This is a genomic window from Klebsiella huaxiensis (assembly GCF_003261575.2).
GTDB lineage: Bacteria > Pseudomonadota > Gammaproteobacteria > Enterobacterales > Enterobacteriaceae > Klebsiella > Klebsiella huaxiensis.
Genome location: NZ_CP036175.1, coordinates 5,630,202 through 5,642,655, shown reverse-complemented (window position 1 = coordinate 5,642,655; position 12,454 = coordinate 5,630,202). Strand labels below are relative to the sequence as shown.

The window sequence follows — 12,454 nt, the reverse complement described above, 5'->3', positions numbered from 1 at the left end:
GGCAGGTTAACGCCACTGTCTGGCGATAAGGTCGGCAATACGTGGGTGGAGGGATAAAACCGCCCGCGTATTGCATTGTCGTAGGGATAAGGGGTTACGGCGCGGCAACCACTTCTTTTACTGCGAGGACTGCTACGTCTTCGTCTTGTTGCCCGACAGCCGGCAGAAAGCACAACTGAACGGTTTACTTGAAATACTTTGGGGCAGTATATATCCCCACCTCAGGTGAAACGCTTAGTCAGAGAATATAAGCACGAAAATTTTTGGCGATAGGGCTTGACCTTACAACGGTGGCAAGTTCTATCATTGAAGTTACTACAACTAAATAGGATATATATATGCAATTACATCTAGAAAATATGACATGCGGCGGATGTGCCCGGACAGTGACTAAAGTGATTCAAAATATTGATCCTGAGGCAAGTATCATAACTGATCCACCGACTCGTAAGATCGAAGTGAAAACTTCTTTATCTACTGAACAAGTTGCTAATGCTTTACGTGAGGCAGGTTTTCCTCCGAGAGAGTAGTTAACTAAAAATGGTTACCTCCCCGCTGTGGTAACCATTTTTTATCATGTATCCTTACGGTTAGAAGTATTTCTGTTATTATTATGCACCATGGTGGGGTGTTTAGATGTCTTGAGTTGTAGTTTTGATTTAATATGTCTATTACTTAACTCACTAATTTTTTCTCTATGTTAAATGTATTGTGTTCAATATTTATGTGTGATTTACTAAATCATCGGTTTTTTCTTTTAAGGCCTCATTAATGTATCATGTGACGTCAAGTATTTGTGGAGGGAGTATTTGGTTTTTTTTAAATATATTAAGAACAGGGTGGTATGCCAAATTTATCATCATAAAAAGTAAGAAGAGCGAAGTATACGTAAACCAAACGCTGTAAGTTTAAGCATGCCATTTTTGTTCCATGCACTTCTTGATAGCTCCGGGTTTTCAGTCATCAGCCGATACCTCTTCCTGTATCAGGTTATTCAGAGATTCATGAGGCCGCTCGTTATTGTATTACCTCAGCCAGCATAATGTAATTCTCCCGTACCTCATTCTGAGTTCTAAATAGATTAAAATCCAGTATTTATGTCCGATAGCGGCGGTTAAACAGTTCTGCTTTGCATTAGTAACCCGCGTCCCCGGTAGGCGTTGATACGATATGCTTCCCGCAGAGAATGCACCGACTGGTATTTCTGTGCCGGCCTTAGAACTTTTGCTTCAGCATCTCCTGAAGCATCTCCTTGTCCACACTCAGGCCAGCCACCTGTTTCTTCAGTAGCTGATTTTCATCCTCCTGCTACCGCATGTGATTCAGTTCTGAATGAGAAATATCGCCTTATTCCTTACGGTATGTAATGGGATTGTCAGGGCATCGTACAATAGCGTGTTCGACAGCGTGATGAACTACTATCCAGAAGAGCTTGACCGTACGTTCGAGATAATTCTCGATAGCGTGGAGGCTCATATAAAGGTCTATGTGTCGGTCAAGAATCTTGATGCCAGTATGGCGGTAGAAGTACTCAATGAAGTAATATCAGCAAATATTATTGCTATCTAAAAATCAAAGAGACTGATATGTTAGTCTTAAAATAATAGTCAGTTAGAGACTCAACGGACGGAACAAACTAGCTGGCAGTTCGTACTATGCCCATACTATTATGGAATGACGATATTCAATTTATGTCAAATTTTTCAAGTATTCATTCGTCAATTCTGGTTAAGCTGGGATTCGGCCCATCTGACATGTGATGTCGTAGTTTTCCTGATATTTTCGTGGTCATTGTTTATGGGGGGGAGAAGAACCTCGGCGCAAAAGACTGTCGGTGCGGTCTTATTTAAGGTGCTAGGGTTTTCTTTCGCTATACATGATTTTATACTAGCGAGAATATAGATAAAGGATTTGGGAATGTAATGAATTTTAATGCTGTCCTCATATGCTATTATCCTGCGCTTATAATCCACTCCACTGAAAGTGTAATAGTACATGCTCCTGCTCGTAATCTTCCGGTGATATATCACTCAGGGCTTGAAGCCATTTCCAAGCCAGTAGATGACTCGCAAAACATCATCTGATATCAACATTCAAATATATGTTTCTGATAGTCCACTTTTCGGAGACTCTGCCAGTTCCTGGCGTGTCAGAATGTCCAGTTGATACCAGCAAAACCGCTGATATTGTCTCGCGCTGACACAACAGGACTGTCACTGGTTTTATCCGCAAGCCAGGCATATGAAGCGCCCAGTAGGGTGCCCCAGTGTTCATTAAACTGATGCTGCCAGCTCAGGGTAGTCTGCGTAGCATAAAATCCTGCGCTACGGTTGTATTCCCGGAAACCGGTTGTGCGGCTCTGGGCAGCATTAACGCCGTACCAGGTGTTAATGTACCGGGCGTCACCAAAAAGTGCCGCGCCCTGCAGGGCAACCGTATCTGTGTCGTTCTGCCAGGGCACGAGCGTCAGCGAGGCCTGGTACTGTACCCCCTGTGAATCCGTCAGCGGCAGAGTTGCACGGATTTCCGGGGTAAACCAGCTGTTCACCTGCCAGCCAACAGCAACCTGCGTGTTCAGTGCACCACGGATGTTTCCCATTCCTTTCAGTTTGTCAGAACCATCGCGCCACGATGAATTTTGATCGGCACGGCCAAAACTGTATCCGAACGCATTTTCAAAATAGAGGCCATTATCCGTCTGCAGGTCATAACCGATACCTTTTGTTGAGTCGAAGAAAAACGCGCCTTTACGGACCTGCAGGGAAGGCATCACTGTCCAGTGCTGCTTATCCGCGCCACTGTAGCGGGGGGCGTTTTCTCCCATTATCCCCACCGTCACTCCATCCTGATTGCCGCTGTCGGCAATAGCGGACCCGCAGGTCGCTGCCAGCAGGATCACTGTACACCCTGTTACAGACGAATACGTTGCCATCATATATCCCTCGTTTTATGTTTATGCATTACGGTAAGCTGTGACCCGCCCGGCCACCCGCAGTGGATTATGACGATGCTTTATCAAGACTCAGCGTGGAAACCATCAAGAAACCATCAAGGCAGAATGAATGAACACAAAACGTATTCTGATTATCGAGGACGACCGGGATGCGGCGAATGTGCTCGAAGCCTATCTTCGCCGTGAAAACTTCGGGGTCATACTGGCCCATGATGGAAAAGCAGGACTTGAAGCCGCCCTTACCCAGCATCCTGCACTTATTCTGCTTGATATCATGCTGCCGGGTATGACCGGAACAGAAATACTCAGCCGGCTGCGCCGCGAATCCGATGTTCCCGTGATAATGGTCACCGCAATGGGCGAGGCCCCGGACCGTATCGGGGCCTTACGCTTCGGTGCGGATGATTATGTCGTCAAACCTTATGATCCGGGTGAGGTCGTGGCCCGGGTGCAGGCGGTGTTACGGCGTGGGGCGGCAGCGCATGCTAGCGCTGAAAATTATCGCCGGGTGGGGGCCGTTGAACTCAACCGGGACACCATGTCAGTCGCTGTTATTCACGATGAAAACCGGGTGCACCTTGAGCTGACCCCCACCGAGTTTTCACTGCTGGACATGATGATGACCCGCCCCCGGAGCGTCTGTTCCCGTCAGACGCTGCTTGAACACTGCCTGCCGGAAAGTGATGCGCTGGAGAGGGTGGTTGATACACACATCTATAACCTACGCCGCAAACTGGAAAAAGCGGGGGTCAGCGGTGTGCTGACCAGCGTGAGAGGGATCGGTTACCGGTATCTGCAGCCATGAAAAAAAGAGAGTCCCGTTCATTATGGCGCTGGATTTGCGTCAGGGTGTTGTCGCTGGCGGCCGGCAGTGTCGTGCTTATCGCCCTGTGCATGTGGCTGCGTTTTGCCCTGCTGGATGCCTGGGTACAGCATCGGATGCCGGAGGCGGTACGACAGGAATTTCTGCATCTGCGGGAAAATCCCGATCTTAATCGCATCCGTTACCATGAAATTATTGATGACTGGTACGGACTGCAGTTCTCAGATCCGTCCATTGCGTCAACAGACTGGCTGACGCTGGGAGGGCTGGTCCTGTTTGTGACACCGCTGATAATTATGCTCGGTTTGCTGGCCGCCCGGCCTCTCGCCCGGCAGTTCGGTCTGCTGACGCGAGCCTCCGCAGCGATAGCGCAGGGGCGTTTTACCACTCGCTCAAAAATGGATGCAAGTGCGCCCTCTGAATTGATGTTGTTTACGCAGAACTTCAATACCATGGCCGAAAGACTTGAACGTTATGACCGGGAATTACGGGCATCTCATGTTGCAGCCGCGCATGAACTGCGCTCTCCACTGACGGCCGCGGTGGGCCGTCTACAGGGAATGATGGACGGCGTATTCCCGGCTGATAAAGCGCAGATGAATATGGTGATGAACCAGCTCCTGAGCCTCAGCCGTCTGATTGATGATTTGCACCTGCTCTCACTGGCTGATGCAGGGCAGCTTACGCTGAATAAACAACGCTTCTCACCCGCCGGATTACTGCAGGAAAAGATTGCCTGGCTACGGCCACAGGCTACCGCCGGGCATTTCGGTTACGACACGGATATCCCTCCGGGAGAATGTTGTGCGGACCCGCTGCGAATCGGACAGGTCTTTACCATTTTAATGGAGAACGCACTGCGTTACGCGACGGAAGGCGGGAAGCAAACGATACAGGGTTCCGTTCAGTCAGGCTACTGGACGTTCTCCTTCCGGGATTACGGCGCGGGCGTCGAACCGGATTTTCTGCCGGTGATGTTTGACCGGTTTACCCGTTCTGATGTTTCCCGTTCCCGTCATTCAGGAGGCAGTGGACTGGGTCTGTCGATTGCCAGAGCCATTTGTGAGTCTCACGGCGGAACGCTGACCGCCAGTATCCCGCAAGAGGGGAACGGACTCCTGTTTCGGGTGAAACTGCCCGTATGAGTTTTCTTTTTCACTTTTCTTGACCAAATCTTGATGGTTCGTCGAACGTATCTGGACACACCTGCGGTTTACTCATGGCAGCATTTTTTCCGGAGGCTGCCATGCCATCATATTCATTCATCCCCCTGATAGCGTCTTTGCTTTTCTGGCGACGGGGCTCAGCCCTGGTTTTCGCCCTCGCCCTGCAACTGACCGGCTGTGATAATGAGCCGGTATCCCGCCATGTCCCACCAAGACCGGTGATGACCACGGAGGTATCTGCCGGCAATCATGGCGGACAGACGCTGATGACCGGTGAAATATTGCCCCATGAAGAGACGATTATCGGCTTCCGTACCGATGGCCGGATGGTGAAACGACTCACGGATGTGGGGCAGTCAGTGGTTGCCGGGCAGGTACTGGCTGAACTGGATGATACCGATTTGCGTAATCAGTACCGCAGTGCTCAGGCGGCAGTACAGGAAGCCGAGGCAAGCGCCAGGCTTGCTGAGATAAACCTGCGACGCATGACGCTGCTTGCCCCGCAGGGTGCGGTTGCCCGGGTTCAGCTTGACGAGGCCCGCACAAACCGCGACACGGCAACAGCAAAACTGCAGAGCGCTCAGGCCGACCTGAGCAGTGCAGCGGACCGTCTGGGGTATGCGCGACTGCTCTCACCGGTTACCGGGGTGGTCACCACCGTCAGCGCCGGTCCGGGACAGGTAGTGACCACCGGACAGGAAATCCTGCGGGTGGCGCAGTCAGGGGCCCGTGATGCGGTCTTCAGCGTACCGGGGGCTCTGGCTGACACCCTGAAACAGCAGCAGACACTCACCCTGCGTATGGCGGATAACCCGTCGGTGTCGGTAACCGGAACGCTGCGTGACATCAGCCCGCAGGCCGACACACAGACCCGGACCTGGCGGGTACGCTATGACCTTGAGAATGCACCCGCGGTAATGGCTATGGGGGCGACGGTCACCGGGTCATTACCCCTGGGCGGCAGTGAAGTGTTTCAGGTACCGGCATCTGCCCTGACGAGGAAAGAACAGAAACCGGCAGTGTTCGTGGTGGACACCGGCAAAAATCGCCTGCGCCTGACACCCGTTGACATTGCGGCCTATATGACCGATTCGGTGCTCATCCGCAAAGGGCTGACAGCCGGTGAACAGGTGGTCACTGCCGGGGTCAGTCAGTTACGTGACGGGGAAAACGTGCTGACGGAGAACCAAAAATGAAAAATGTTATGCACGCTTCCGGCGGTTTTAATCTTTCTGCCTGGGCACTGGCCCACCGACAACTGGTGGCTTTTCTGATGCTGATGGTCACGGTGACAGGCGTCATGAGCTTTCTAAATCTGCCGCGCAGCGAAGATCCGGCGTTTACCATTAAGACCGCCGTGGTGTCGGCACAGTGGCCGGGCGCAACGGTAAAAGATACCGTCAGTTTCGTCACCGACACGCTGGAGAAGAAGCTCCAGGAAATCCCACATCTGGATTATATCGAGAGTTACACGCGTCCGGGCTCGTCGGTGATTTTTGTGAACCTGCGTGATGACACACCGCCGTCAGAGGTTGCGGGTATCTGGTATAGCGTGCGGAAAAAGATGGACGACATCCGGGCATCCCTGCCGGACGGCACCACCACCCCGGCCGTGGATGATGAATTCGATGATACATACGGCACAATTTATGGCTTCACGTCGGACGGCTTCACTCCCCGGCAGTTACGCGATACCGTCGATGATATCCGGACATCTCTGCTGGCTGTTCCGGGAACAGGGAAAGTTACGCTGCTGGGTGACAGCGAACAACAGGTGGTGATTGCTTTTGATCCACTGAAACTGTCGGGAATGGGACTCGATCTTCAGCAGGTGACGGCGGCTCTGCAGGCACAGAATGCCGTCACGCCCGCCGGACGTATCCGGACATCACAGGAAAATATGTCGGTGGAAGTCAGTGGCGCCTTCACATCCGTGGACAGCCTGCGGCAAATTGTGCTGCATACCGGAAACCGTTTTATCCCACTCACCGATTTGGCCACGGTCACACTGCAGCAGGCAGATCCGCCCTCACCGGAGTTTAGGGTTAACGGTAAACCAGCACTCGGGCTGGCGATTTCGATGGCTCGCGGTGGAAATATTGTTGATTTTGGTCGGGCGCTGAACGCGACGATGGACAGGATCCGCACGCATCTTCCTTACGGGATCAGTGTGGAGAAGGTGGCAGACCAGTCGGCCGTAGTCAGTGACGCGGTGGGAGGATTCGTCCAGGTGCTGGTTGAGGCCGTTATTATTGTGCTGGCCGTTTCTTTTGTTTCGCTGGGCAGCCGGGCAGGTCTGGTGGTCGCCGTGGCCATTCCGCTGGTGCTGGCCATGACATTTACCGGGATGGAACTGGCCGGAATAGGGCTACAGCGAATCTCCCTCGGTGCCCTGATCATTGCACTGGGACTGCTGGTTGATGATGCCATGATCACCGTAGAAGCCATGGTGTCGCGGCTTGAGGCTGGCGATGCCCTGAGTGTGGCCGCCACGCAGGTATTTCGTACCACCGCGTTCCCGATGCTGACGGGGACACTGGTGATGATTGCCGGATTTATACCGGTGGGATTTGCGGCATCGAGCGCAGGAGAATACTGCTACTCCCTGTTTGTGGTGGTACTGACAGCGCTGCTGAGCTCATGGCTGGTTGCGGTTCTTTTCTCGCCGCTTACCGGCGTCTGGTTACTGCCGGAACAGCATTCACATCAGTCACATAAGCACAGTTTCTTTCACCGTCATTATACCCGCCTGCTCGACCGGGTGATGCAGCACCGGCGCAAGACACTCGGTTGTGCCCTGGCGATACTGATATTGTCCGGGGGCGGAGCCCTGCTGATGCAGGGTGAGTTTTTCCCAGCGTCCGATCGCCCGGAGCTGCTGGTGAGCCTGACTCTGCCGCAGAATGTCAGCCAGGCACAGACGCACCGCGACGTCCTGAAGTTTGAAGCGAAGTTGCGCGATAATCCTGATATTGACCATTACTCAAGCTACATCGGTTCCGGCGCTGTGCGTTTTTATCTGCCGATGGATGTTCTGCTGCAGAAAGAGAACATTGCCCAGCTGGTCGTAGTGGCGAAAAATGAAGCGGCGAGAAACCGGCTGCAGAAACAGCTTGAGCAGATCCTGTCGAAAGATTTCAGTACGCTCACAACCCGGGTATCCACACTGGAGCTGGGCCCTCCGGTGGGCTGGCCGGTCAGATACCGGGTATCCGGGCCGGATAATACCCGTGTACGTGAACTGGCCACGCAACTGGCAGGGATGATTGCCCGCAATCCCGATACCCGGGGTGTCAATCTGACGTCCGGTGAACCGGAGCGGGTCATCCGTCTGCGGGTGGATCAGACGCAGGCGCGTGCCACCGGCATGACGTCTCAGTCACTGGCAGGAACGCTTGCCACGCTGTTTTCCGGAACCACCGTGACCACCCTGCGCGACCGTAACCGCCAGATTGATGTGGTGCTGCGGGGAAATGAAGCCTCACGACAAAACCCGGCGTTACTGAATGCTCTGATGCTGACATCATCGACCGGGAATAAAGTTCCCCTGGGACAGGTCGCCACGCCAGAATGGACGCTGGATGATCCGGTTATCTGGCGTCGGCAGCGGTTGCCGTTTATCACGGTTCAGTCGGATACCGCGCCCGGCGTTCGTGCAGAGACCGTGTCATCGGCACTCTCTCCGGTGGTTGCCGGTTTCCGGGAGAGTCTCCCGCCGGGTTACAGTGTGGAGGAAGGTGGAGTGGTTGTGGAATCGGAGAAAGGAAACAGCTCAGTGTATGCGGTATTGCCTGTCACGCTGATGGTGATGCTGTTACTGCTGATGATTCAGTTACAACGCTTTTCGTCGATGCTGCTGGCCCTGCTGATGGCACCGTTTGGTTTGCCTGGGATAGTTGTGGCTATGCTGCCTTTTGGCATACCGATGGGGTTTGTGGCGCTGCTGGGGATCATTGCACTGGCCGGGATGATCATCCGTAATGCCGTCATTCTTATTAGCGAAGTGGATGTGGGGATGAAAAATGGTTTCACTGCGGATGAGGCGATCAAAGTCGCCGCGCTGCACCGTTCACGCCCCATCATGCTGACCGCTTCGGCGGCCATTCTCGGGATGCTGCCGATTGCCCGGGATGTTTTCTGGGGACCGATGGCATTTGCCATTATTGGTGGGCTGCTTTCAGCCACACTGGCAACGCTGACACTACTGCCGGCAGCAATAAGTCTAATCTTTCACTGGAAACCGTATCCCTGACGAGTCCTGCCGTATCATCGCCTAGTGCTTCGACTAATGATTGCAACCCGCGGATATGGGGATGACCGTCGCTGCCGGTTGCGACTGCTAGGATCATGGCGCCGGACGCCGCCATGACCTGCTGGATCGTGGTGAACTCAGGAGGGGATTCGGCGTGTGAGACAGCGACTATCTGTGACCTCCGAATGAGGTGAATGGATGGTTCGTCGTTGTCTGAGCGCGCACTGGTTCAGTCGTCTTTCCCAGAACCACTTCAAGTACCAGCGCAATTTCGAGCATCCAGGGGATGGGACCCAGCAGACGTTTGAGGATAGCACGCACCTGGTCCGGAGGCTGTTCACGCACTTCGTTATAGCCACATTGACCCAGCCGGGTCTGCACCTCGGCTTCGGAAAGTCCCTTCACGATATTCTCAGGGAGCATCTCCATACACCCTTCTCCGGAAATACCTGACCCGGCAGGTCAGGTATGTTGTTATGGCGATAAAATGAAAATCTGCCGGAGACATGGCGCGGTTAAGTGTATGGCGCATATGCTTTTACAGCAGTGTCATCACAAAGAAACCAGTGGCAGTCATCAGAAGCGAGCCAGTTACGTGCGTCAGTACGGAAATGACAGCCCATGCATAATTGCCATTCTGAAGTAACACCACCACCTCAGCAGAAAAGGTGGAAAAGGTTGTCATACCGCCACATATGCCGGTGGTAATAAAAAACTTCCAGGCGGGATCAAGGTGAGGCTGCCGGACAAAAAAGGCCAGTGCCATACCGATGATAAATCCGCCAACCAGATTAACCACCAGGGTACCAGGTGGAAGATTGGGGAAAAGTGCATTGAGACGCATGGACAGTATCCAGCGGATCACACAGCCGATCGATCCGCCTATCACCACCGCGAATAATGATTTGTACATACCACCTCGCTGAAATCAGGGCACCATCAGACCGTCATTCAAGGGAATAACGTGCGGTGATGGCCCGTTTTTCATTCATTTCATACAGTACGGGGATTCCCGTCAGGACATGCAGATCGGGAACCTTATTTTCATCAATCTGCTCAATAAACATGGTCAGCGCACGCAGTGTATTAGCATGACTGACCAGCAACATGGTTTCGCCACTGGCGACGCGCAGGACAATGACGTGGTGCCAGTAAGGCAACAACCTTCGTTGCGTCATTTCCAGACTTTCTCCCCCCGGCAAATCCGTCAGGGACACATGACGATAACGTGCCTCACGATGAAGTGAAGCAGGTGCATCCGGCAACGGAGGGGAGATACCACGATAGCTCCTCCGCCAGTGATAAACGATTTTCTGGCCAATCTGTTGAGTGGCTTCATCTTTGTTCATTCCCTGAAGCGCACCGTAATGACGTTCATTTAACCGCCATGATTTGTCCACCGGTAACCACAATTGATTCAGCGCTTCCATTATCAGCCAGAGCGAATGAATTGCCCGGTTCAGAACGGATGTGCAGGCTCCATCTATGATTGTAGTGGCACACTGATTCCGGACCGTTTTATCAGGTTTGCTGCGCGCCGGGTTTCCTCCACTCCTTTCAGCATCAGCGGGACATTTTCCCATCCGGTAAAACGATTTTGCGATTCAACTAACTTTCGCCATGGCGGAGTAAAATAATTTTCCCCATAACAACTACCTGTCTGTCACCCACAACTGAACCGGAAGGACCTGAACCCGTTGAGTTGTTTGTACTGATTACCCGGATTTACCTGGACTCCGGTCAAGGAGGTGACGCATCAGAAGATGGGCACCGCTCCCGATGAACAGCGCGATTACAACGGCACTGGTATCATCCGGCAGTATATTAAAAAAGGCATCAGCGATCAGGAAAACCAGACAGTTTGCCTGGATCCCCGTTGCTGTTACAGTATGAGTATTTTTCCGTTCACAGAACCACCCTACCCCTTCCCGTATCTGAGCATACGGGAAGGGTGACGGAATCAGCGTTTTTTGAAGGCGGCTTTACCGGCGAAGATGGCGGCATCACCTAATTCATCTTCAATACGCATCAGTTGATTGTATTTCTCAATGCGCTCCCCACGGCTGGGTGCACCGGTTTTCAGGTGACCAGCCCGCAGGCCGACGGTCATATCTGCAATGAAGCTGTCCACGGTTTCCCCGCTCCGGTGCGAAATAAAGGTTCCCCAGTTGTTATCCTGACACAACTGGACGGCTTCGATGGTTTCACTCAGGGTGCCTATCTGGTTCAGTTTGATCAATGCGGCATTGGCCAGGTTTTCATCGATACCTCGCTGGATATATTTCACATTGGTCACAAAGATATCATCGCCAACCAGCTCAACTTTATCGCCGAGCGCGCGGTGCAGGAGCTGCCAGCCGGCCCAGTCGTCTTCCGCAAGGCCATCTTCAATCAGGACTATCGGGAAATCCTTCACCAGTTGCTCATAGTAGCGGGTCATTTCGTCGGCGCTGAGCCGGGTATTTTCGGTACGCAGGGTATATTTCCCATCGACGTAGAATTCACTGGAGGCCGGATCCATGCAAATAACGATATCTTCGCCTGGGCGGTATCCCGCCTTGCTAATTGCCTCCACGATAAGCTCCAGCGGCTGACGGTTTGAGGAAACGGCCGGTGCAAAACCGCCTTCATCGCCCACGCCGGCGGATAAACCTTTTTCCAGCAGGACCTGACGCAGGGCCTGGTAGACCTCACTGCCCCAGCGAATAGCTTCGCGTACGGAAGAGGCTCCCCATGGTGCAATCATAAACTCCTGAAAATCAGCGCCCTGCCAGCGGGCATGAACTCCGCCGTTAATGATATTCATACAGGGAACCGGCAGCAGATTCGCGCCGACGCCACCCAGATAGCGGTAGAGCGGGGTAGAGGATAGTTGTGCCGCCAGGCGGGATACTGCCAGCGATACGCCAAGGATCGCATTAGCACCCAGCCGGCCTTTGTTTTCTGTGCCATCAAGGGCAATCAGACAGTTGTCGATTTCTTTCTGGCGGCGTACATCGTAGCCCTGCAGGGCATCGTTAATTTCGGTATTGACGCACTGGACCGCATCCTGAACACCTTTACCGCCAAAACGTGTCTTGTCATCATCGCGATGCTCGATGGCTTCACGGGAGCCGGTGCTGGCACCGGAAGGAACGGAGGCACGGGCCATACTGCCCCCTACAGAAGTCACTTCAACCTCTACGGTCGGGTTACCGCGGGAATCCAGAATTTCTCTTGCGATGATACATTCAATTTCAAAGCTCATAAGTTTGACCTTC

The 12,454-nt window shown here is 53.1% G+C and carries 10 protein-coding genes; 5 read left to right on the top strand and 5 right to left on the bottom strand.

Annotation, left to right across the window (positions count from 1 at the left end; all coding sequences use genetic code 11):
- The first annotated feature begins 338 nt into the window (after positions 1-338).
- Complete coding sequence (locus tag DA718_RS26915; RefSeq protein ID WP_016154448.1) at positions 339-530, top strand: heavy-metal-associated domain-containing protein; 192 nt, start codon at positions 339-341, stop codon at positions 528-530.
- Between the two features lie 1,619 nt (positions 531-2,149).
- On the opposite strand, the gene DA718_RS26905 is transcribed toward DA718_RS26915, so the two are convergent.
- A complete protein-coding gene (locus tag DA718_RS26905) occupies positions 2,150-2,935 on the bottom strand; it encodes a MipA/OmpV family protein (RefSeq protein ID WP_016154445.1) in 786 nt (261 codons plus the stop codon).
- Positions 2,936-3,062: 127 nt separating this feature from the next.
- Here DA718_RS26905 and DA718_RS26900 point away from each other — a divergent pair, with 127 nt between their 5' ends.
- The 4 genes from DA718_RS26900 to DA718_RS26885 all read left to right on the top strand — a co-directional run bounded on the left by DA718_RS26900 (position 3,063) and on the right by DA718_RS26885 (position 9,194).
- Positions 3,063-3,758 carry a response regulator gene (locus DA718_RS26900; RefSeq protein WP_009652481.1) on the top strand — a complete coding sequence of 232 codons (696 nt, stop codon included), beginning with the start codon at positions 3,063-3,065 and terminating at the stop codon, positions 3,756-3,758.
- The gene (locus tag DA718_RS26895) at positions 3,755-4,921 is read left to right on the top strand and encodes a sensor histidine kinase (protein ID WP_009652412.1); all 1,167 of its coding nucleotides are present in this window, start codon (positions 3,755-3,757) and stop codon (positions 4,919-4,921) included. Before DA718_RS26900 ends, DA718_RS26895 begins: the two co-directional genes overlap by 4 nt.
- 101 nt (positions 4,922-5,022) lie before the next feature.
- Positions 5,023-6,138 carry an efflux RND transporter periplasmic adaptor subunit gene (locus tag DA718_RS26890; RefSeq protein WP_009652501.1) on the top strand — a complete coding sequence of 372 codons (1,116 nt, stop codon included), beginning with the start codon at positions 5,023-5,025 and terminating at the stop codon, positions 6,136-6,138.
- Positions 6,135-9,194 (top strand): efflux RND transporter permease subunit, encoded by a 3,060-nt coding sequence (locus DA718_RS26885; RefSeq protein ID WP_016154444.1) that lies wholly within the window; start codon positions 6,135-6,137, stop codon positions 9,192-9,194. Before DA718_RS26890 ends, DA718_RS26885 begins: the two co-directional genes overlap by 4 nt.
- Before the next feature lie 168 nt (positions 9,195-9,362).
- Here the strand turns inward: DA718_RS26885 and DA718_RS26880 are convergent, their stop codons facing one another.
- From DA718_RS26880 to eno, 4 genes are all read right to left on the bottom strand, one after another.
- A complete protein-coding gene (locus DA718_RS26880) occupies positions 9,363-9,623 on the bottom strand; it encodes a cation-transporting P-type ATPase (protein WP_016154443.1) in 261 nt (86 codons plus the stop codon).
- 109 nt (positions 9,624-9,732) lie between these two features.
- Positions 9,733-10,107: a fluoride efflux transporter CrcB gene (gene crcB, locus DA718_RS26875; RefSeq protein WP_016154442.1), complete on the bottom strand. Its 375-nt coding sequence runs from the start codon at positions 10,105-10,107 to the stop codon at positions 9,733-9,735.
- A 34-nt stretch (positions 10,108-10,141) separates the two neighbouring features.
- Positions 10,142-10,777 (bottom strand): 2,3-bisphosphoglycerate-dependent phosphoglycerate mutase, encoded by a 636-nt coding sequence (locus DA718_RS26870; RefSeq protein WP_223175621.1) that lies wholly within the window; start codon positions 10,775-10,777, stop codon positions 10,142-10,144.
- Between the two features lie 377 nt (positions 10,778-11,154).
- Positions 11,155-12,441 carry a phosphopyruvate hydratase gene (eno, locus tag DA718_RS26865; RefSeq protein WP_009652415.1) on the bottom strand — a complete coding sequence of 429 codons (1,287 nt, stop codon included), beginning with the start codon at positions 12,439-12,441 and terminating at the stop codon, positions 11,155-11,157.
- Between the last annotated feature and the right edge of the window lie 13 nt (positions 12,442-12,454).

What these genes read in the sequence shown, in the direction of transcription:
- DA718_RS26915 (WP_016154448.1), top strand. Translation starts at nt 339, where the DNA reads ATGCAATTACATCTAGAAAATATGACATGCGGCGGATGTGCCCGGACA.
- DA718_RS26905 (WP_016154445.1), bottom strand. Translation starts at nt 2,935, where the DNA reads ATGATGGCAACGTATTCGTCTGTAACAGGGTGTACAGTGATCCTGCTG.
- DA718_RS26900 (WP_009652481.1), top strand. Translation starts at nt 3,063, where the DNA reads ATGAACACAAAACGTATTCTGATTATCGAGGACGACCGGGATGCGGCG.
- DA718_RS26895 (WP_009652412.1), top strand. Translation starts at nt 3,755, where the DNA reads ATGAAAAAAAGAGAGTCCCGTTCATTATGGCGCTGGATTTGCGTCAGG.
- DA718_RS26890 (WP_009652501.1), top strand. Translation starts at nt 5,023, where the DNA reads ATGCCATCATATTCATTCATCCCCCTGATAGCGTCTTTGCTTTTCTGG.
- DA718_RS26885 (WP_016154444.1), top strand. Translation starts at nt 6,135, where the DNA reads ATGAAAAATGTTATGCACGCTTCCGGCGGTTTTAATCTTTCTGCCTGG.
- DA718_RS26880 (WP_016154443.1), bottom strand. Translation starts at nt 9,623, where the DNA reads ATGGAGATGCTCCCTGAGAATATCGTGAAGGGACTTTCCGAAGCCGAG.
- crcB (WP_016154442.1), bottom strand. Translation starts at nt 10,107, where the DNA reads ATGTACAAATCATTATTCGCGGTGGTGATAGGCGGATCGATCGGCTGT.
- DA718_RS26870 (WP_223175621.1), bottom strand. Translation starts at nt 10,777, where the DNA reads ATGGGAAAATGTCCCGCTGATGCTGAAAGGAGTGGAGGAAACCCGGCG.
- eno (WP_009652415.1), bottom strand. Translation starts at nt 12,441, where the DNA reads ATGAGCTTTGAAATTGAATGTATCATCGCAAGAGAAATTCTGGATTCC.